We start from the raw sequence: 20,472 nt of genomic DNA, 5'->3' as shown, positions 1-20,472 counted from the left end.
GATTGTCGACGGCAAGAGCCAGCGCGGCACCGCCACCGGCGACCAGCCCGCCCAGCATCGGCTCGGCGCGTACTGTCCGGCGATGCCCTCATGGTGGCCACCCTCGACGTCGGCGCCAGGAGCAACGAGATCACCGCCTTCGCCCCGCTGCTGGACCATGTCGGCTGCCTCAAGAACGTCGTGATTAGCCCGGCCATGCTCCACACCCAGCGCGAGCACGCCCGCTACCCGCACCGCCGTCAGGCCTTCTACGTCTTCTCCGTGAGCGGAAACCAGAAAGGGCTCTTCGACCAGCTCGATGCCCTGCCCTAGAAGGACGTCCCGGTCGAGTGGATCACCCACGACCGCGGCCACGGCCGCACCGAGACCGCACCATCCAGGTCCTGCCCGCCCCGCCCAGGTGACGCGGAAGCGGGGCAGGCGGGGGCGATGTACCGAGATGGCGTCACCTCGACGCGTCGCCCCGCAGCCTGGCTGAGGACCTCGCCGGCCCGGCGGGCCTCGAAGAGGACCGGCCGTACGACCTTGTCACTCGGTGCGCACAGCGTGCCGGAGGCGGCTCGGATGGTGGTGCGGCGATGCCCTTTCTTGGAGTCGATGACGAATACGCCGGTCGGGCCGATGACCAGGTGGTCGATGTTGGTGTTGCTGCGCGGAATCGCCAGGTCGTGCAGCACGGTGTAGCCAGCCAGTTCCAGGGTGCGCAGGCGGCGAGCGGTGGCGGGTTGTCCGGCCGCGCCGTTGCGCCATGATGCCCATCGGCGTGTGCGCAAGTCTCCGCCGAATCATGATGATCAGGCAGGACGGAACGGGGGCGATCAGTCTCCACCAGACGGTGCTTAGCCACGCCAGAGCCCGTCCGCGTCGATCGCGACCGCCAAGAGGGGCCGTCAGCCGATGGGCGCGGCCGGCGTTCTGGAGGGTGCGGTAGCGGGCGCGGGCCGAAAGATCTGTGGCGGAGCGTGGCTGGACAGGCAGCGCTCAGTTCGGTGACGTCGGCGCCTGCGGTGGATCGGGCTCCGGCGCGCTCGCCATGACGGACAAATTCAGAGACGCACGCTCTCGAGAACTACCTGCGAATCATGAAGCGGGGCGGAGATGAGTCGTGGAGGAGGGGCTCGTAGCGCTTCTCGACGGCGAATGCCCGTAGCAGGCGTCCGACGAGTCGTTGTGTGATGGCGCCCGGGGTGGTGGTCAGTTCTGCCCAGGTCGCCTCGGTGGTCTCTGCGTAGTGGTCTTCGTCGTAGCGGGTCGACTCGGCATAGCCGAAGCTCTGCATTCCGGAGTAGGTGCGCAAGCCGGACAGGCCGGTGGCGCCGAAGGCGAGTGCCCAGTTGCCGAAGTAGGCGCCATATTCGGCTGCGGCCAGGACGAGGGAAAGGAACCGGCGTGTGTAGGCGGCGGCCGCGACGTCGAGCAGGACTCGTCGCCCGTCTGGCGCCAGGTGGTCTCCGTTAAGAATGTCGGAGAACCGGCTGAAGAACACGCGCAAGCCGCCGTCTTCATGGACGCTCAGCTCGACGACCTTGTCCGCCACGGTGCTGGTCGTAGGCGTATAGGTGCGCCCTTCGCCCAGGTTGTAGGTGGTCAGAGCCGCTCCGCGAGCGCGCCGGTGGGCGCGATCAGCTTGGCGCAGAGACGGCTCGACCGAGTAGGGCCGTAGGAGCGCTTCGAGGTCGGGGGTTTGCGCCTGCCGGCTGAAGGTGCCGAGGCGCTGGTCCCACCCTTCTCCACTCACAAGATCAAGAAGCATGTCGCGGCGGCCGGCCAGCGGCTGGGCGACGAGGAACAGGTGGGCGCTGCGCTGCGGGTCGGCAGGGATCGGATCGCGGTCGATCTCGTGCTGAAGCAGGGATAGGGCGTCTTGGCCGCCAACGCGGCGGCGTTCGTGGAGGCGGCTGACTTCGGCGTCCGACAGGACGTACTTGGTTTTGTCGCCGCGGCCGTAGTACTTGCCGTCGACCATGTGCGGGGCGGCGGGGCTGGCCGGGATGTGGACGACGAGGTAACCCCTAGTGGGATCGGCGTCGCTAGGGATCTCCTCGGTGAGGATGGTCAGGGGCGGCTCGGGGACGTTGCGGGCGATCTCCTCGACCTGCTCGGCGAGGCCGTTAAGGGGCTGGGGCGCAAGTGTGAACGTGCGGTTCTGCTTGTCCTCCGCAACCCCCATGATCAATGTCCCGGAGTCGATGGCGAAGGAGACCATGTCCTTGGCCGACTCCCGGTTGTCCCCTTTGGTGGCGGGGACCTTCTTGAGGTCAAGGTGATGCGACTCTTTGATCAGCCCGCCGTCGATGGCCCGCCGGAGGTCGGTTTCAGTCTTCGGGGTCCAGCGCGGGTTGTCGGCGGACAGGTAGATCGGCGTCACGGAAGCCTCGCAATAGGACGGTGAGTTCGGCATCTTCATACAGGGCGGATGAAGATGCCGGTAAGTCCTCATCGATCGGGAAGTTAAGCGCATCTCGAATGGTCATGAAGGGTTTCGTGTTCCTGGCCGGTTCGCCAGGGGGCGTGCCGTCCCGTCCAGCTCTTCGTGGGGTCGGCAGGCCGAGGGTCGCGGTGGCGGCCCGACGGGCGTGCTTGTCGAAGTGAGCAGGGGTCGCGGATTTGTTCCAGCCGCTGCCGCTGGGTGGAGGTTGACGTGCAAGACGGGCAGCTGACGCAGCTCTCCCTGCGCACTAAGAGTTGATCATGTGACTGGCGGCGCCGGGTCGTTCAGGCTGGCGGCGTACTCTTTTTCCACCTCGAAGGATCGCAGCAAGGGTCCGACCAGCCGACGGGTGACAGCACCGGGCTCCTTGTTCAGTTCTGCCCAGCTCACGCTGGTCGTTTCGGCGTAGGTGTCTTCGTTGTACTGTGCCCTGCCGAGAACTTGCCTGCTGGTAAAGGCGCGCAGACCACGCAGCCCAGTGGCGCCGAAGGCCAGAGCCCAGTTGCCGAAGTAGCCCGCTTCCTCGGCAGCGGCCACCACCAAGGCCAGGAAGCGGCGCGTGTAGTTGACCGCAGCCAGGTCATAGATCACACGACTGTCCGGTCGTCCGAAGTCACCAGGCAGCACATCTGACAGGCGGCTGAAAAACAGCCGCAGACCGCCGTCTTCGTGAACCTGCAACTCGATGACCTCTTCGGGCGCGTCCGCAGAGGCGGGTCGGTAGACACGCCCGTCGCCCAGGTTGGAGGTGGCTCGTGCGACGGCGCGGGCGCGCCGATAGCCGTTGCCGGCCGCGGTGAGAGCCGGATCGATGTCCGGGCTGAGAATCTTGTTCAGTCCGGGGGTGTAGGCGCGGTCGATGAGGCTCGTGAGCTTGTGGTTCCACTCGGAGCCACTGGTGAGGTCCAGCAGCATGTCGCGGCGCCCGGCCAAGGGCTGAGCGACGAGGAACAGGTGGGCGTGGTGCCGCTGGTCGGCAGGGATCGGATCCTCGTCGATCTCGTGCTGGAGAAGTGCCAGAGCGTCGCGATCGGCGGAGCGGCGGCGCTCGTGGAGCCGGACCACGTCGGCGTCGGACATGACGATCTTGGTTTTGTCGCCACGGCCGCGATACTTCCCGTCGACCATGTGCGGTGCTGCCGGACTGGCTGGGATGTGAATGACCAAGTAGCCCAGGGTGGGGTCCGCGTCGCTGGGGATTTCCTCGGTGAGGATGGTCAGGGGAGGGTCGCAGACGGAGTGGGCGATTTGCTCCATTTTCTCGGCCAGCCCTTTCAAGGGCTGGGGTGCTCGGGTGAAGGTTCCGCTGGTGGTGTCCTCGGCGATCCCGATGATCACGGTTCCGGAGTCGATGGCGAACGAGGCCATGTCCCGGGCGGCTTCCCGGTTGTCGGCCTTGGCGGCAACTGCTTCCTTGAGATCGAGATGATGCGATTCCTCCAGCAGGCCGCCGTCGATGGCTTCCTGGAGGTCGGTTTCGGTCGTGGGGGTCCAGCGGGGGTGCTGGGCGGACAGGTAGATCGGCGTCATTGGCGATCCCTTATGTGAACATTGGGGGTGTGTCGCCCGTCCTGAGGCAGGACCGGCATCGGCAAGTATGGCCGGACTTAGGCGCTCAACAGGGTTGGTGCTGCGGCGTGTCGCCGAGAGTTACTCCAGGTCCGGGCGTAGGAGATCCACACAAGTCGCGGTCCCGGTTCCGGCGCACCGGATACCGGATACTGGGGTCTGCCCACGCCATAGCTCGGAGGCTATTTGAGGGCTACGACAAGAACCTGACCGCGCCTGAGCATCTCCCATTTCTGCTTCGCGTTCTCTGCTGGCCCTCACAAGGGGAACTCCACGACGGAAGGCGTACCCATGGGGAGGGGGATCTCGTCAAGCTGCACCACGACTGGGGCGCCGTCCTGGCCTGGCAGTAGGAAGCGCCGGTCCTCGGTGGGAGTGCGGTGCTCAGGGAGTCCGTGTACGGCTTCGATCAGTGCGGCGGCTCGCCGGTGCGGGATCAGGGAGATGCTCGCCTGAGGTAGGGAGTCGGCCAGGATGACTACGGCCGCTGTGGCGACGTTGACGCCCCGGCGGCGGTAACCGGCCATCGAGGCCCGGGGCACGGGGTAATCCAGCAGGGCGACAGCGGTGTCCAACGGCGCCAGCGTGTAGGTCATCCGCAGGTTCTTCCGCTTGACCTGGAGGCGTTCCAGCGGATCGTCTATGGCCTGCTTGCCGGGGCGGCTGGCGATGACCGGTCCTTCGCCGATGGCGGCGATCTCGGGGAATTGTTCGACGGTGACATCAACCAGGTGGTCCAAGGTCGGCAGCCAGACGACGGTGTGCCCGTGGATCGCGTCGCCTTCCCAGTGTGGAGTCAGGCTGCCGCGGCTGATGGTGGTCTTGGTGGAGGTGTTGGTGATGCTCACTTCCGCTGCGCGGATTTGGGCAGGGATGCCCAGTTGGGCGTAGGCGTGGACCAGCGTCATGCAATCGTCTAAGCAGCGCTCGGCGGGCAGCAGGTACTCGGTGGCGACGACGTCGATGAACAGCGGGAGTATGGAGGGAATCTGCATCGGGTCGGACGGGGAGCGGTAGGCGATCGTGCCGGCAACGCGGGCGGCGGCGCGGTGGACCGGGTCGGTCTCTTTGGCGATGCGCTCGGCCATGGCGCGGCGTCGAGGGTCGCCAGAGCGGCTGACCGCATGGGTGGTGGGCCGGGATCTGCGGCCCCGGGGCTTGGCCACATTAGGACCTTAGCTCGTGGCCTCGGCCACCGCTGTCGGACGCCCAGACGGGCGTGATTCGTAGCGGTGGCCGAGACGTAGACGAGGTCGCCATCCCAGCCAAGAACCTGTCGTGATCCACTTCGCATCGTTCACTTCACGATCACCCGTATATGCACCAGAACGCTCTAGTGCATATCGACAAAGTATGTCAAACTACCTGACAAGATCGTTTTACAGAATGGACGAGGTATCTGCGATACGTCTTGAGACTGCCGACCATCAGCGGTCCCGCGCCTTCGCTGCTGCCATCGTCTGAACGGGGGGTGGCATGGCCTGGGTGAACGCGCTCGGCCCTTGCATCGAGCAGGTGGACTACCGATTACAAGAGGGCGCCGGCTGCGGCGTGCCGCACGCCGACGAGCACAGCCACGAATCCGCCGAGGAGCCGGACAGGCAGCTGAGCTACCGGCTGGGCGGCGGGCGCGCCCTGGTATGGATCGGCGAGGGACTGCACGAGTTCGGCATCACCCCCGGCACCCCACTGACAGCCGACCAGCATGACAAAGCGCGGGCCCTGATGAACGGCGCGGACCCGAACACCGGCGAACTGCTGATGAAGGCCAAACACGCCGTCGACCCACGCGGCAAGCTGCCCGCGGCCCCGCTGCACGAGGCGCTGGAGACAGCCGCGGCCGAACGTGGCACCACCGTTGCGAGCCTGCTGGCCGGCCGCCCGGCGATGATCAAGCGGGCGGCTCAGATGGCGCGCGGTGTCGCCCGGCAGGGTGAGGCGCACCTGGTGCGCATCGGCGATCTGGAACAACTGGCCCGCGCCGCCAGCGTCGACCTGGCCGAGGTGTACGAGCCGGAGGCGTTGGCGTACGCGCGTCAGTGGCGCGATGCCCGGGTCAGGATCGGCAACCGGGGCTATGACCTGACGCTGGACGTGACCAAGAGCATGTCGCTGCTGGCCGGCATAGCCCAGCCGGACCTCGCAGCCCGTCTGGAGGACATCGTCGTCGACGCGGCGTTCGAGACGGTCGCGGCGGTCGAGCAGTGGGTGGGCTATGGGCAGCGAGGCCACCAGGGCGACGGCAGGGTGGCCGGGCAGATGGCCGCGACGGGCCTGCTGGGCTGGATGATGATGCACCGCACCGCGCGGCCGGTCGGCGCGGCGGCGCCGGATCCCCACCTGCACGCGCACATCGTCATCGCCAACGCGGTACGTGGCCTGGACGGGAAATGGTCGGCGGTCGCCTCCGGCGGGCGGGACCTGTACCGGCACGCGCACGCCGCCGACGCCTTCTTCAAAGCGCGGGTACGCCGCGAGACGATCGACCGCGAGGCCATCGCCTGGATGCGGGATCCGGACAACGGCGCGTGGGAGATCCCGGCCATCCCCGCCCCCGTACGGGCGTTGTTCTCCAAACGCGACGGCCAGGTCAAGCAGATCCTGGCCCGCCTCGGCTTCACCGCAGGGGAGGCCTCCCGCCGGGCCAAGATGGTGGCCTCGGCCGAAAGCCGCCAGCACAGGATCGACCCCGGGCAGGCCGAACTGCGCGCCGACTGGCACCGCCAGCTCGCCGCGGCCGGCGTGGACGCCGCCGCGCTGGTCGAGGCCTGCCGCAGCGGCGCAGGGCTGCCCGCCCGGCCTTCTCCGGCGCAGATCGCGGCATGGATCTGGCGGCCCGAGTGCGGGCTGACCTCGCATCGCAAGGAAGTCTCCCGGGCCGATGTGCTGGCCGCGGTCCTGGACGCCCTGCCCGACGGCATCGCCGGCCTGGCCGAGGCCGAGGCGCTCACCGACGAGGTACTGACGCTGGCTCCGGCGGTCCGCCTGCCTGATGCCGGGGCCCGGCACATGACCAACTCCGCCCGCTACACCAGCACCGACATCCTGCACGCCGAACGGATGCTCCTGGCCAGCGTGCGACGCCGCTACCACGGCGGCGTGGCCGTGCTCGACGCCGACGCCGTCCGCCTGGCCCTGGACACCTTCCAAGTCGGCCACCACCTCACCTTCACCGCCGAACAACGCGCCGTGCTGGAACGCATCCTGCAAGCCGGGCATGGCGTGGAGGCGATCATCGGGGTCCCCGGCGCGGGCAAGACCACGTTGATGGCCGCCGCCCGCACCGCGTACGAGAGCCGCGGCCAGGTGGTGCGGGGCGCGGCCACCGCGGCGGTGGCCGCCGCCACGCTGCGCGCCGAATCCGGCATCGGCACCGACACCATCGCCACCTGGCTGCTGCGCATCCAGAGCGGTCCGGGTCTGGCCGGAGTGGACGTGCTGGTGGTCGACGAAGCCGCCATGGCCGACGACCGGCAACTGGCCACGCTGCTGGCCGACGCCGAACGGCACGGCACCAAGGTGGTACTCCTCGGCGACCCCCAGCAACTGCGCGCGATCGGGGTCGGTGGCGGGTTCGCCGCCATCCACCGCCAGGTCGACGGGCTGGTGCTGCGGCACAACCGCCGCCAGCGCGATCCCCTCGAACGCCGCGCGCTGGAGTTGTTCCGCGCCGGTCAACGCCGCCAGGCCCTGCACACCTGGGCGGGGGGCGGCCGCGTGTACGCGGAGGCCGGCGCCGACGACACGATGGCCCGTCTGATCGCCGACTGGGCGACCGCCCGGCAACCGTACCGGACAGCTGAAGGACCGTCCGCGCATGACGAGCTGGCCGACCTGCTGGTGCTGGCGGGAACCAACGAGGCCACCCACCGGCTCAACCTGGCCGCCCGCGCGATCCGCCGCGAGCTGGGCGAGCTGTCCGGCCCCGACCGCGTCTACCACCTGGCCGGCGGCGCCACCATCGCCCTGGCCGTCGGGGACCACGTACGGGTACGCAAGAACGACTACCGGGCCCGCCGCGGCGAAGGCCCGGTGGACGTGCTCAACGGCTACCGCGGCCACATCACCGCCCTCGACCCCCGGCGCGGCGTTCAGGTCGCATGGCGTCGGACCGGGCCGGACGGACACGCCCTGGCACGCGAATGGTTCAGCCCCGCCTACGTCGCCGCCGGCGGCCTGTCGTACGGCACTGCGATGACCGTGGCCTCCGCCCAGGGCATGACCAGCCAGTACAGCCTCATCTACGGCCTGGGCCTGGACCCGCACACGCTGTACACGGCCATGAGCCGCGACCGGCACAGCGCCCGCCTGTACCTGCCCCGCGAGCTCCTGGAGAGCGACGCCGACCGGCTCCGGCACGGTCCCGTCCACGGCCCGGCCGACGAACTACAGCGTGCTCTGGCCGCCTACGCCGCGACCCTGCACGGCGACCGCGCCGACCAGCTCCTGACCCCCGAACCCGCACCCATCGCCCAGCAATTGAAACCCGCCCCGCGAGTCGGCGAGACTCCTGAAGGCGAGCTTGAGCGGGCACGGGCCGAGGTGCAGGCCGCCGAAGGCGAAGCTCATCATGCGGTGCAACGCCTGCGCCCCCTGCGGTCCCTCACCCACACTCCGTACGGCGTCGGACTGATCAGCGACGCCGAACTGCACCAGCGCATGGCCCAGCTCGCCAACCGGCTCACCGCGGCGTCAGCCCACATCCAGGCCGCCGACCAGAGCATGCAACGCCTCACCGTCGAGGGCGGCGGCCGCCACGAACGCCGCCTGCTGACCGAGCGCGCCGACCTTGAGGAACAGAACCTCCGGATCGAGACGGCCGAGACCGCCGCCCACCGGCTCCGGCAGGCTCGCCAGACCGCCGCCGGGGGACGCCAGCGCCTGGCCCGGCTGCGGGGGCGAGAACGCGCCATCGAGCGTGAGCTGGCCGATCTGCGCCCCTGGCACCGTGCCCGCCGCCGCACCCTGACAACCGCCCTGACCGATCTCCACGAGCAGCAGGACCGCCTCACCCAGCAACTGGGGCCGATCCTCGCGCAGGCTGCGGAGCTGGAGGAGCACGCCCGCCAGGCCGCCGCGCAGGCTCCGCCCCGAGGGGCCTGGCCCCAGGTACGGAGCCGCCACTCCGAACTGACGCGCACCTTCGACACCGCCCTGCGCACGGCACGAGAACGCGATGTCGGAGTTGTGCGGATGCTCGCAGCTGAGCACCGCCGCAAGCTTGCCGCCGCCCAGCGCGAACTCACTGCCTGCCAAGGCGAGGCCGTGCTCCGCATGGACCTGACCCCGGACCAGCGCAACCTCGAACAACTTTTCCGAGCCGGATACGCCGCACGGCGCGCGGACGCGCGGCAGAAGACAGGTCAGCGCATGCACGGGGGCGTCGAGCAGCATGGCCCGTCGCAGGGGTACCAGCCACCCGGCCATCGCTCCGGCAGCGAACCTCGGCATGGGCAAGGGCTCCGCCGATAGGCGGGCAGCTCACGCTGGCAAAGGCGTCGGTCCCGTTGCTGAATCAGGAGCCGGATCGAGGCCGGCTTCGCACGTCATACTCCTGAGCAGGCGGGATACGGGAATAGGTTCGAGACCCTCCGGCCTTCCTCGCATGCCCGGATTATGGCCGTCGCTCGCCACGCCTCCAGGTAGTCGGCCCTCGCTGCGCTCGGCCCGCTCCACCTGGACCCGCGTCTTCTCGACGGCGGATCGGCCACTGGCGAGGAAGGACCACAGGAAAGAACGCCTGTGCCTGGACCTGTGCGACACCGATTGCGGCTTCATAAGCCCATGCGGCGTCGGGAACGTGAAGGTGCTCAACGGTCTTCGAGTTCCTTCACGCGGACTTCCAAGCTCACAAGACGCTCGGTCAGCCGCCGTACCTCACCCATAACCTGTCGCAGCTCGGCAGGCGGCTCAAGTTGATCAGGAGTCTTGACAACGTACGTGCCACGCGTCGACTGCGTACTGATCAAGCCGTCACGCGCGAGTTCGTCCAAGGCACGACGGATGGTCTCGACAGCCACGCTGTAGCGCTGGGCCAACTGCCGTCGAGCCGGCAGTCGCTCACCCACCTTGAGCTGCCCTTCCGTGACCTCGCGACGCAGATCGTCGGCGATCTGAAGGTACGCAGGCCGGGGATCGCTGAAGTCAGGTACTGACACGACACCAAGACTAGGCCCTCTAACTGGACCAGGAAAGCAGGATTGAGCTAGCCTGATCTTGTACTAGTACAATATGCTTCAACCAGCCTGGACGGCTCGCTGGATGAGGGAGGGTGTGGACGCTGTTCGCTTGGGGCGAGGCTGGCCGGCGCGGTCGATGCGTCCAGTCCGGTCGTCATGGCCACGGTTCAAGCAAGAATTTCTGACATCTCAATCAACTCCAAGTAATGGACTCTGTGTAATCATGGGATTCATCCGCATTCGACCCTAAACGTGAGGGGGTGAGACATCAGGGAAACCGCGGCTGGCTGTGACACGGAGAGGCGGCAGCGCCACCGATGAACAGCCTTTGGCCAACCCCAGTAAGGGGATCCTCTGCAACCTCAATGCCAGGGAGGACCCGGCGCCGCTTTGCTTGGCGGCACGGGCGCCGGGCCTCCTCGACGGACCCACTCGAAAGGAGTCGGTCATGGTCCTCAGCATGCCATCCCGCGCGAGCGCGGACACCGCCAGGGTGCCTCGGCTCGCGTATCGGCCGCTGACTTCCGTCACCACTCTGACGGCACATGTACATCTTGACAAGGCTCCTGTGGACGGAGTCAGGGGCGATGGCTGAAACTATCTGGCTGTCCTCCGACCGCCCCCACGATGATGACTACGCGATCGAGACTGCCCGCGCGTTGTCAGAGGCTGTTCGTCTCCTCAACCACGCCTCGCTCTCCCACGCGGGCATCACCTATCCGTCCACCGTTCACCAGGTGCTCGGCCACATCGGTGATACCGCAGCTCGGCTTGACCAGTTGCTGACGCAGCTCGGCGACGCTCTGGGGCGCATGCAAGCATCCAGGCAGCTAGTGGATGACCACGGCGACCCCTCCGAACGTCTTGACAAGGCCTTGTCAGAACTGGCTTCGGCGAGGAAGGCGGCCAGCGACCTCGCATATCGAACCCACCGTGCCTTCAACACCAGCGCCAGCCTGCACCTGAAGGCTGGAGGCGAGCACTAGATGTCACGGCCAGGAAAAGTGCGCTTCGACGACCAATTCCCGATTCAGAGGCCGGTGTCAGCCCTGTCGGACGCTGCATTCCGTATGCATGTCACAGCGATCTTCTGGTCCGCCCGCATCGGAACCAACGGTGCGATCCTCCAGGAAGACCTCGTCGACATGTGTCCGCGAGTGCGAAAGCCGCAGCGCTTCGTCACCGAACTCGCTTCTCGGGGCATCTGGCATGAAGCTGGACAGGACTGCCCCTCCGCTCGCTGCCCAGCTCCTGTAGAGGACGGCTGGGCGATCCACGACTTCTTCAGCATGGTGTCCTCCGAAGAGCAGGCGGCGGCGGAACGGAAGGGCAATGCTGAGCGGCAGAGGAAGTATCGAGCAAGGCAACGCAATCGAACTGTCCCACCTCCAGTGGATGGTGGTAGCAGCGCCGAACGTAACGCGTTACTAACGTCACCCGGCATCGCTCATTCCCGGAAGAGGACTAGAACTGATCAGAACAGTCAGTCATCTTCTCGCCTTAGCGCATCATCATGGGCTGAAGACGATGAATCCATCGATCGCGGCATCGTCCAACTCCTGTCGGAGCTGACCGGCCACGAGATCACCCTCGCAGACGCGGCCGGGGTCCGTCATGCGATCCTCGATGGCCGGTCAGTCAAGCACCGCAGCCGTTATGTGGCCACCGCAATCGAAGACAACCCCAGCAAGTTCGTACCCGTGCTCGACGGCGGTGTGGTCACCACGTTGGAGAAGGCTGCCCCAGATTGGTGCGGTTACTGCGACGAGCGCACTCGCCTGCTGGATTTGCCCGATGACACAGTGGCACGCTGCCCAGCGTGCCACCCTCTCGCGGCCAGAAGACCAGCACCATGACCACCCTGAAGAACCGCCGACCGACCGTCGAGTCGCCGTCATGGCTTAGCTCGGCAACGTCAAAGGTAGGAGCCTCGTCTGAAGATCCGCCTCCGAGCCCTGTCTGAGGAAGCACCTTCGACAGTTCGCCGCTGCTCTCGGCCGCTGGCGCGGTGAGGGGCCAAACCCGCTGAGCCGCCAAGAAGCTGACCGCAGCGGGCGGATCTATTCCGAAGCACAACTTCAAAGCGGCCCCGGCGTCCATACCGCCAAGCACGTCGCCGGGGCCGCACCCCTACCGCCCAGCAACGAACGCATAGGAGCGCCCCCATCATGACCGCATCCAGCCCCCGTAACCAATCGACTCCGCGCGTTGTCGTTCCCAATAGACCGCCGCGCCTGACGCCCGGCGCAGCCGCCGAACTGCTCGCTCTCCTGTTAGAGGCCCACCGAGACAAGCCGGCCCGCCGTCCGAACGCCGCGTAAGGAAACCATGGACGACATCCCCTTCGCCTTCTACGGCCGGGTCTCCACCGAGGACAACCAAGACCCCCAGTCCTCGCGGGCCTGGCAGATCACTCGCTCCCGCGCGCTCATCGAGGCGCGCGGGGGCGTGATCGTCGCCGAGTTCTTCGACATCGACAAGTCCCGTTCGATCCCCTGGCAGCGCCGCCCGCACGCGGCGGCGCTGCTCACCGCACTGCGCAACCCTGATCGCGGCTTCGACGCGGTGGTGATCGGTGAACCGCACCGGGCCTTCTATGGCAACCAGTACGGCCTGACCTTCCCCGTCTTCGAGCACTTCGGGGTCCCGCTCTGGGTGCCCGAGGTGGGCGGCCCGATCGATCCGACCAACGAGGCTCATGACCTGGTCATGAGCGTGTTCGGCGGAATGAGCAAAGGCGAGCGCAACCGCATCAAGGTCCGTGTGCGCAGCGCCATGTCCGCCCAGGCCCAGATGGAAGGCCGCTTCCTGGGAGGTCGGCCACCTTACGGCTACCGGCTGGCCGACGCGGGTCCACACCCCAACCCGGCCAAGGCCGCCGACGGCAAGCGTGCGCACCGGCTGGAACTCGATCCCGCCGCCGCGCCCGTGGTGGAAGAGATCTTCGCGGCCTTCCTCGACGGCTACGGCCTGTTCGCCATTGCCGAAAGATTGACCCACAACGGGATTCCATGCCCGTCAGCTCACGACCCCGGCCGGAACCGCCACCGCTCCGGCATCGCCTGGTCCAAGAGCGCGATACGGGCCATCTTGACCAACCCCCGCTACACCGGCCATCAAGTGTGGAACCGCCAGCGCAAGGACGAGGTCCTCATCGACGTCGACGACGTCGGCCTCGGCCACACCACGAAACTCCGGTGGAACTCCAAGCAGGAGTGGGTGTGGTCGGAGACAGTCGTCCACCCGCCGATCGTGTCCAAGGACGACTTCGACGCCGTGCAGGCGACGCTGACAGGGCGCGGCGACCGGCACACCGACAAGACCCGCAAACGCACCCCGAAGCCGTACCAGCTCCGGGGGCTGTTGTACTGCGGGGTCTGCGACCGCAGGATGCAAGGCCAGTGGGTCAACGACGCGCCCTACTACCGCTGCCGCTTCCCCGAGGAGTACGCGCTGGCCAATCGCGTCATGCATCCCCGCAACGTCTATCTGCGAGAGGACCGGGTCGTCCCGCGGCTGGACCGCTGGCTCGGCCGGCTGTTCGCGCCACACAATCTCGACCGGACCCTCGACGCTCTGACGGCCGCGCAGGATCTGTTCCCGCCGGAGGCTCATGCATTCGCCGGGGCACGTCGGCAGATCGCCGAATGCGACCGGAAGCTCGCCCAGCATCGGGCCGCCCTGGAGGCGGGCGCCGATCCGGCGCTCGTCGCCGGATGGATCCAGGAAGAACTCGATCGCAAGGCAGCGGCTGAGCAACGTCTCCAGCGCGCGCACGTCCCGCCGCAGCAGAAGCGGCTGGGCCGCGACGAGCTCGCGGAGATCACGCATAGGCTTGGAGACATGGTGCGAGTCCTGTCGAACGCCGACCCGCTCCGGAAAGCCAAGATCTACGCGGACATCGGGATGCGGCTGACCTACCATCCCGTGAAACAGAAAGTCCTGGTCACGAGTGCTCATGACCAGGACCCCATAGGCGACCGGTTTGTGTCCGAGGGGGGACTTGAACCCCCATGCCCCGCAAAGGGCACTAGCACCTCAAGCTAGCGCGTCTGCCTATTCCGCCACCCGGACGTGGTGCCTGCACGCGAGACCGTCATCCCGCGTCGGCTCCGTAAGGTTAGCAAACCTTTCGGGGTGCGTCATACCAGCTATGGGGAGAGACGCCATGCGTGACGCACAGGTCGCCGGGAGCAGGCCGTGTCATGGGGGGCGAGGGTGGTTCGAGGGGGTTTGGGCGGGCGGGCTTGACCAGTTGCTGGATCTCCGGTGAAAAGCGCTTGCGACAACCTTGAGTACTGCTACGGTTACGGACCGTTGAGGGGTTGTCATGCGACCGGCCCTTGCGCCGGTCGTCCTTTCGGGAGGTCACGTGGCACGCATGACCGCACAGCGGCAGAGGGAGCGGTCCCTCGCTGTGCGGAGCGTGCCCACCGGCGCCCGCCGGGTTGACCGGATGGCGCGGTTCGCGGCCGTCGCTCGTCGGGTCCTGGTGCGTGCGGTTGCAGTCGGCGGTCTTGTGGCCGCCGGCTGGCTGCTCGCCGTGATCTTCCAGATGCTCACCGCCGCTCCCGCGGCCGCGGATTCCATCGCGGCGACAGGGACGGCGATAGGAGCGGCGTCAGGAAACGGCTCATCCCTCGCGGTCGTGGCGTCCGACGACGCCGAGGCCATGGCGGGGCTGACGGTCGACGGGCTCACCAGCCAGTCGGACCACGGTCTGCCGTCGCCCGGCCCCACCGGCCAGATTCTCGACACCGACGGTCTGGTGCCCACCGGCGGTGGCAACGGCCCGTTCGGGCCGAGCATGGGGGATGTCACACGGTACGGGTTCGACCCGCGGCTCGATGTGAGGCGCGTCGTTCCCGCTTACGTGCGACCCCCTGTCGTCCGCGCAGCGGCGGACGACCCTTCTTTCTCACCTGACTAATCCCCGCCACAAGGTTCCGGCCCTTTTCCGGCCGGCGGCGGAGCGTGGGCGAGTTCCCCTCCGTCAGCGGGTGACATGTCGATCACTTCAGCAGGTTCGCGCTCCCCGGGGTTTCCGCTGTGCTCTCGCATGGCTCCGGGCCGGCCGCGGGCTGTCAGGTAATTCCCCCCAAACATCAGTAGGAGCATTCTCATGCGTACATGGGCGAAGGCTTCCACCCCCGCGGCTCTGCTCGCCGTGGCGGTCCTGTCGTTCGGCGGCGGCACGGCTTCGGCCGACACCGACGGCGACCACTCCATCGGCGGCGGCAACCAGGTCAACCTGCCGGTCTCGCTGCCGATCGACATCAGCGGCAACGCCGTCGGCGTGGCCGGCGACTCCACCGCCACCTCGGCGGGCGGCGCGTCCGTCGTCGACCAGGGCAGGGGCGGCATCTCCGACCGGACCTCCGGCGAGTCGAGCGTGCTCGGCGGCAACCAGATCAACGCGCCGATCAGCGCGCCGGTCAACGCCTGCGGCAACGCGGTCTCGCTGTTCGGCAACTCCGACGCCGGGTGCAAGGGCGGCGCGACCGTGCGCAAGTCCGGCAAGGGCGGCGCGGGCGGCAACCGCACCTCCGGTGACCGCAGCATCATCGGCGGCAACCAGATCAACGCGCCGATCTCGGCCCCGATCAACGCCTGCGGCAACGCCGTGGCGATCTTCGGGGACGCGGCCGCGGGCTGCCAGGGCGGGGCCTCGGTGCGCAACACCGGTACGGGAGCGGGCGGCAACACCACGTCGGGCCGCGGCTCGGTGCTCGGCGGCAACCAGGTGATCGCGCCGATCAGCGCGCCGGTCAACATCTGCGGCAACTCGGTGGCCGCGTTCGGCGACGCGTTCGCCGGGTGCCGGGGCGGCGCGTCCGTCACCAACGACGGCGGTCGCCGCCACCAGAGCCACGGCTATCAGCGCGGCTCCACCGGCAACGACACCGACGGCCGGTTCGGCGCGGGCAGCGGCAACCAGGTCGTGGCCCCGATCAACCTGCCGATCACCGCCTGCGGCACCTCGGTCGGCAACGCGACCTCCGGGTGCAAGGGCGGGGCGAGCGTGCACAACAAGGGAGGCAGCTCCGGCGCCGGCGGCAACAGGACGTCCGGCCGGTCGGGCGTGCTCTCCGGCAACCAGATCGTGGCCCCGATCACCGCCCCGGTCAACGTGTGCGGCAACGCGGTCGCCGTGGCGGGTGACGCGTTCGCCGGGTGCGTCGGCGGCGTCTCGGTGAAGAACGGCGGCAAGGGCGCGGGCGGCAACAGGACGTCCGGCCGGTCGGGCGTGCTCTCCGGCAACCAGATCGTCGCCCCGATCACCGCCCCCATCAACGCCTGCGGCAACGCCGTGGCGGCGCTCGGCAAGTCCGAGGCTCACTGCAAGGGCGGGGCGAGCGTGCACAAGAGCGGCGGCTCCGGCGCGGGCGGCAACAGGACGTCCGGCCGCTCGGGCGTGCTCGCCGGCAACCAGCTGGTCGCGCCGATCACCGCTCCGGTCAACGTCTGCGGCAACGCCGTGGCCGTCCTGGGCGACGCCGCCGCCGGGTGCCTCGGCGGCGCCCACGTGGGCCGCCCCGGCCCCGGCAAGGGCTACCGCCACAACACCCCGCTGGCCGGCAAGGCGCGCCAGAGCGGCGGCGGCATGGTTCCCGCCCTGCCCGTGCTGCCCGCGCTGAGCGGCGCGCAGGGTCTCGGCAACGCCTCCCAGCAGATGAGCGGCGGCGGCCTGCCGGTCGTCGGCGACGTCGTCGGCCAGCTCGGCCTGCCGCAGGTGCCCGGCATGCCCGGCCTGCCGTCGACCCCGGCCACGCCCGCCAAGTCGGCCAAGCCTGCCAAGCCGTCCAAGAAGCACACCGCGGGCTCCGCGAACCCGGCCACCGAGCTGGTCGCCGCCACCCCGGTCGGCGGCACGGTCAAGTCGCTCACCCGCGGCCTGCCCGCCGGCGACCTGGGGCTGATGAGCGCCGCCCAGCCCGCGGGCGTCACCGGGATGTCCGCCGCCTCGCTGCTGGCCCTGGCGCTGGGCGGGCTGTTCGCGGTGACGGCGACCCTGTTCGCGGCCACCCGCCGGTTCCGTCCCACCAGCAAGTGACACCCGCTGAGCGACCCGCGCCTCGGATAGCTCATAGGTAGGTGTCCGCATACGGCCGCTGCCCCTGGAAGCCTTCCAGGGGCAGCGCGCGCTGAACGCTTTGCCCGTTCCGGGGGCGCGGCCCGGGACGGGCAAAGCCATGCCCGGGTGTTCAGCCTGGGCGTGCGAGGGTGCTGCGCACCCGTACGATCTTGCGTCGGAGGCGTACGTGCCTGCTGCCGTCCGCGTGCTTGCGCACTCGGGCGAGTTCCCACTTGCCGTACTCTGCGTGCTCGGTCAGCAGCTGACGTGCGGCTTCTCGGGAGAGGTCGCGCGGGATGAAGAGATCCATGTAGGAGTAGTCGAGCACAACGATTAGTCTCCAGGGTGAGTCAGGGCGCCATGCCGCTCGATGGGCCCTATTCTGCGTGCTCGTGGATGGACCCGGAAGCCAGTGGGTAGCCCGGGGGAAGGAAATTTCCGAGCGAGGGGTTACCTTTCAGATCTATGCCGGACGTCCGGCAGGGGGACTGCAAGCGAACAGCGAGGTAGGAAGCAGCGTGCCAGCCAACAACGGCAGTGCCGGCGGAAGACGTCTGGTGATCGTCGAGTCGCCCGCCAAGGCGAAGACCATCGGCGATTACCTCGGCGCCGGCTACATCGTCGAGTCGAGCATCGGCCACATCCGCGATCTGCCGGAGAAGGCCGACGACATCCCCGAGAAGTTCAAAGGGGAGTCGTGGGCACGCCTCGGCGTGAACGTCGAGCACGACTTCGAGCCGTTGTACGTGGTCAACCCTGACAAGAAGTCTCAGGTCAGCAAGCTGAAGCAGCTGCTGAAGGACGCCGACGAACTCTACCTGGCGACTGACGAGGACCGCGAGGGCGAGGCGATCGCCTGGCACCTGCGCGAGGTGCTCAAGCCGAAGGTGCCGGTGCACCGGATGGTGTTCCACGAGATCACCCCGCAGGCCATCCGCGACGCCGTCGCCAACCCCCGTTCGCTCAACCTGCGCCTGGTCGACGCCCAGGAGACCCGCCGCATCCTCGACCGCCTCTACGGCTACGAGGTCAGCCCGGTCCTGTGGAAGAAGGTCAAGCCGAGGCTGTCCGCCGGCCGCGTCCAGTCGGTGGCGACCAGGCTGGTGGTGGAGCGCGAGCGCGACCGCCTGGCGTTCACCGCCGCCCACTACTGGGACCTGCAGGCGCTGTTCGACAGCGGCAAGCCGGAGGAGCGGCCGCGCGACTTCAGCGCGACGCTGACCGGCGTCGACGGCAAGCGGGTGGCCCAGGGACGCGACTTCGCCAGCACCGGGCAGCTGAAGAACGCCGACGTGCTCCACCTGTCGGAGCAGGCCGCCGGAGAGCTGGCCGCCAGGCTCGGCGACTCGTCGTTCGCCGTCAAGTCCGTCGAGCGCAAGCCGTACACCCGCAAGCCGTACGCGCCGTTCCGGACGACCACGCTGCAGCAGGAGGCCAGCCGCAAGCTGGGCTTCTCCGCCAAGTACACGATGCAGGTGGCGCAGCGCCTCTACGAAGAGGGCTACATCACCTATATGCGGACCGACAGCATCACGCTGTCGGAGACCGCCGTGCAGGCCGCGCGCTCGCAGGCGATCAAGCTGTACGGCGCCGCGTACGTCCCCGACAAGCCGCGCCTCTACAGCAGCAAGGTCAAGAGCGCGCAGGAGGCGCACGAGGCGATCAGGCCGTCCGGCGAGGAGTTCCGCACGCCGGGCGAGACCGGGCTGAGCGGCGACAGGTTCCGGCTCTACGAGCTGATCTGGCAGCGGACCGTGTCGTCCCAGATGAAGGACGCGGTCGGCGAGTCGATCCAGGTCAAGGTGGGCGGCCGGTCGTCGGCGGGCGAGGACGTCGAGTTCGCCGCCTCCGGCCGGACGATCACGTTCTACGGGTTCCTCAAGGCTTACGTTGAGGGTCACGACGACCCGGCGACCGACCGCGACGACTCGGAGAAGCGGCTGCCCAACCTGGCGGAGGGCGACGCGCTCACCGTCTCGCGGCTGGACGTCGCCGCCCACTCGACCAAGCCGCCGGCCCGCTACACCGAGGCGTCGCTGGTCAAGGAGCTGGAGGATCGGGAGATCGGCCGTCCGTCGACGTACGCGTCGATCATCGGCACGATCCTCGACCGGGGCTACGTGTTCAAGAAGGGCACGGCGCTGGTGCCGTCGTTCCTCGCCTTCGCCGTGGTCAACCTGCTGGAGCAGCATTTCGGCAACCTGGTCGACTACGACTTCACGGCCGACATGGAGAAGGTGCTCGACGACATCGCCAACGACCGGGCGGAGCGGGTGCCGGAGCTGCAGCGCTTCTACTACGGCGGCGACGGCGACGAGGGCCTCAAGGAGATGGTCACCGACCTGGGCGACATCGACGCCAAGGAGATCAGCTCCTTCCCGATCAGGGGCACCGACATCGTCATCCGGGTTGGCCGTTACGGCCCGTACCTCGACCGTGAGGGCACCCGTGTCAACGTCCCGGAGGACATGACCCCCGACGAGCTGACCGCGGAGAAGGCCGAGGAGCTGATCTCGCGCCCGACCGGCGACCGTGAGCTCGGGCCCGATCCGGTGACCGGTCACATGATCGTGGCCAAGGACGGGCGGTTCGGGCCGTACGTGACCGAGGTGCTGCCGGAGGAGGCGCCGCCCGCCGAGGGCGAGAAGAAGCGGCGGACGAAGAAGGCCGACGCGCCCAAGCCGCGCACGAGCTCGCTGTTCAAGACGATGTCGCTCGACACGATCACGCTGGAGGACGCGCTCAGGCTGCTGTCGATCCCGCGCGTGGTGGGCGAGCTCGACGGCGAGCAGGTGGTGGCCCACAACGGCAAGTTCGGGCCCTACCTGAAGAAGGGCTCCGACTCGCGGTCGCTCGGGTCCGAGGAGGACCTGCTCACGGTCACGATCGACCAGGCCAAGGAGCTGTTCGCGCAGCCGAAGCAGCGGGGCAGGGGGCGGGCCGCGGCCGCGCCGCCGCTGCGCGAGCTGGGCGATGACCCCCACTCCAAGAAGCCGGTGGTGGTCAAGGAGGGCCGGTTCGGTCCGTACGTCACCGACGGCGAGACCAACGCCTCGCTCCGCAAGGGCGACACGGTGGAGGAGATCACCATCGAGCGGGCGGCGGAGCTGCTGGCCGAGCGGCGCGACCGCGCGCCCGCCCCGAAGAAGACGTCCACCAGGAAGGCTCCGGCGAAGAAGCCGGCCGCGAAGAAGAAGCCCGCCACCAAGTCCTGAGAG

At 68.4% G+C, this 20,472-nt stretch carries 13 protein-coding genes, 1 tRNA gene and 1 pseudogene; 8 read left to right on the top strand and 7 right to left on the bottom strand.

Features of this window, described 5'->3' with window-relative positions; translation table 11 throughout:
- Positions 1 to 90: 90 nt before the first annotated feature.
- Complete coding sequence (locus ACIBF7_RS03045) at positions 91 to 312, top strand: hypothetical protein (protein WP_397196240.1); 222 nt, start codon at positions 91 to 93, stop codon at positions 310 to 312.
- Here ACIBF7_RS03045 and ACIBF7_RS03040 read toward each other — a convergent pair.
- From ACIBF7_RS03040 to ACIBF7_RS03025, 4 genes are all read right to left on the bottom strand, one after another.
- Complete coding sequence (locus ACIBF7_RS03040; protein WP_397196239.1) at positions 309 to 773, bottom strand: nuclease-related domain-containing protein; 465 nt, start codon at positions 771 to 773, stop codon at positions 309 to 311. The genes ACIBF7_RS03045 and ACIBF7_RS03040 overlap by 4 nt on opposite strands.
- A 296-nt stretch (positions 774 to 1,069) precedes the next feature.
- Positions 1,070 to 2,368, bottom strand: a complete 1,299-nt coding sequence (locus ACIBF7_RS03035) for a helix-turn-helix domain-containing protein (RefSeq protein ID WP_397196238.1) — start codon at positions 2,366 to 2,368, stop codon at positions 1,070 to 1,072.
- Positions 2,369 to 2,689: 321 nt separating this feature from the next.
- On the bottom strand, positions 2,690 to 3,961 hold the full coding sequence (locus tag ACIBF7_RS03030; RefSeq protein WP_397196237.1) for a helix-turn-helix domain-containing protein: 1,272 nt from the start codon (positions 3,959 to 3,961) through the stop codon (positions 2,690 to 2,692).
- Between the two features lie 296 nt (positions 3,962 to 4,257).
- Positions 4,258 to 5,088: a hypothetical protein gene (locus ACIBF7_RS03025; RefSeq protein WP_397196236.1), complete on the bottom strand. Its 831-nt coding sequence runs from the start codon at positions 5,086 to 5,088 to the stop codon at positions 4,258 to 4,260.
- A 388-nt stretch (positions 5,089 to 5,476) separates the two neighbouring features.
- On the opposite strand from ACIBF7_RS03025, the gene mobF reads away from it, so the two are divergent.
- Positions 5,477 to 9,472, top strand: coding sequence for a MobF family relaxase (gene mobF / locus ACIBF7_RS03020; protein WP_397196235.1), 3,996 nt, complete (start codon positions 5,477 to 5,479; stop codon positions 9,470 to 9,472).
- 338 nt (positions 9,473 to 9,810) lie between these two features.
- On the opposite strand, the gene ACIBF7_RS03015 is transcribed toward mobF, so the two are convergent.
- Positions 9,811 to 10,158 (bottom strand): GntR family transcriptional regulator, encoded by a 348-nt coding sequence (locus ACIBF7_RS03015; RefSeq protein ID WP_397196234.1) that lies wholly within the window; start codon positions 10,156 to 10,158, stop codon positions 9,811 to 9,813.
- A gap of 608 nt (positions 10,159 to 10,766) precedes the next feature.
- Between ACIBF7_RS03015 and ACIBF7_RS03010 the strand changes: the two genes are divergently transcribed.
- The 3 genes and pseudogenes from ACIBF7_RS03010 to ACIBF7_RS03000 form a co-directional block, all read left to right on the top strand.
- Positions 10,767 to 11,165 carry a hypothetical protein gene (locus ACIBF7_RS03010; RefSeq protein ID WP_397196233.1) on the top strand — a complete coding sequence of 133 codons (399 nt, stop codon included), beginning with the start codon at positions 10,767 to 10,769 and terminating at the stop codon, positions 11,163 to 11,165.
- Between the two features lie 18 nt (positions 11,166 to 11,183).
- Positions 11,184 to 12,035 carry a hypothetical protein gene (locus ACIBF7_RS03005; RefSeq protein WP_397196232.1) on the top strand — a complete coding sequence of 284 codons (852 nt, stop codon included), beginning with the start codon at positions 11,184 to 11,186 and terminating at the stop codon, positions 12,033 to 12,035.
- A gap of 472 nt (positions 12,036 to 12,507) precedes the next feature.
- Positions 12,508 to 13,584, top strand: a pseudogene (locus tag ACIBF7_RS03000) (recombinase family protein); the annotation flags it as partial.
- A gap of 583 nt (positions 13,585 to 14,167) precedes the next feature.
- Here ACIBF7_RS03000 and ACIBF7_RS02995 read toward each other — a convergent pair.
- Positions 14,168 to 14,253 (bottom strand) — tRNA-Leu (locus ACIBF7_RS02995).
- A gap of 382 nt (positions 14,254 to 14,635) precedes the next feature.
- Here ACIBF7_RS02995 and ACIBF7_RS02990 point away from each other — a divergent pair.
- Positions 14,636 to 15,109: a hypothetical protein gene (locus ACIBF7_RS02990; RefSeq protein WP_271275245.1), complete on the top strand. Its 474-nt coding sequence runs from the start codon at positions 14,636 to 14,638 to the stop codon at positions 15,107 to 15,109.
- A gap of 192 nt (positions 15,110 to 15,301) precedes the next feature.
- Positions 15,302 to 17,233 (top strand): chaplin, encoded by a 1,932-nt coding sequence (locus tag ACIBF7_RS02985; protein WP_271275246.1) that lies wholly within the window; start codon positions 15,302 to 15,304, stop codon positions 17,231 to 17,233.
- A gap of 151 nt (positions 17,234 to 17,384) precedes the next feature.
- On the opposite strand, the gene ACIBF7_RS02980 is transcribed toward ACIBF7_RS02985, so the two are convergent.
- Complete coding sequence (locus tag ACIBF7_RS02980) at positions 17,385 to 17,564, bottom strand: DUF5703 family protein (RefSeq protein ID WP_246639908.1); 180 nt, start codon at positions 17,562 to 17,564, stop codon at positions 17,385 to 17,387.
- A 208-nt stretch (positions 17,565 to 17,772) separates the two neighbouring features.
- On the opposite strand from ACIBF7_RS02980, the gene topA reads away from it, so the two are divergent.
- Entirely contained in the window at positions 17,773 to 20,469 is a 2,697-nt protein-coding gene (gene topA / locus ACIBF7_RS02975) for a type I DNA topoisomerase (RefSeq protein WP_271275247.1), read from the top strand.
- Positions 20,470 to 20,472 lie beyond the last annotated feature (3 nt).

Origin of the sequence: Nonomuraea sp. NPDC050478, from assembly GCF_044458265.1 — a bacterium.
GTDB lineage: Bacteria > Actinomycetota > Actinomycetes > Streptosporangiales > Streptosporangiaceae > Nonomuraea > Nonomuraea ferruginea.
This window is presented reverse-complemented; position numbering and strand designations above follow the sequence as displayed.

What these genes read in the sequence shown, in the direction of transcription:
- mobF (WP_397196235.1), top strand. Translation starts at nt 5,477, where the DNA reads ATGGCCTGGGTGAACGCGCTCGGCCCTTGCATCGAGCAGGTGGACTAC.
- ACIBF7_RS02980 (WP_246639908.1), bottom strand. Translation starts at nt 17,564, where the DNA reads ATGGATCTCTTCATCCCGCGCGACCTCTCCCGAGAAGCCGCACGTCAG.
- ACIBF7_RS03045 (WP_397196240.1), top strand. Translation starts at nt 91, where the DNA reads ATGGTGGCCACCCTCGACGTCGGCGCCAGGAGCAACGAGATCACCGCC.
- ACIBF7_RS02985 (WP_271275246.1), top strand. Translation starts at nt 15,302, where the DNA reads ATGCGTACATGGGCGAAGGCTTCCACCCCCGCGGCTCTGCTCGCCGTG.
- ACIBF7_RS03025 (WP_397196236.1), bottom strand. Translation starts at nt 5,088, where the DNA reads ATGGCCGAGCGCATCGCCAAAGAGACCGACCCGGTCCACCGCGCCGCC.
- ACIBF7_RS03010 (WP_397196233.1), top strand. Translation starts at nt 10,767, where the DNA reads ATGGCTGAAACTATCTGGCTGTCCTCCGACCGCCCCCACGATGATGAC.
- ACIBF7_RS02990 (WP_271275245.1), top strand. Translation starts at nt 14,636, where the DNA reads ATGGCGCGGTTCGCGGCCGTCGCTCGTCGGGTCCTGGTGCGTGCGGTT.
- ACIBF7_RS03030 (WP_397196237.1), bottom strand. Translation starts at nt 3,961, where the DNA reads ATGACGCCGATCTACCTGTCCGCCCAGCACCCCCGCTGGACCCCCACG.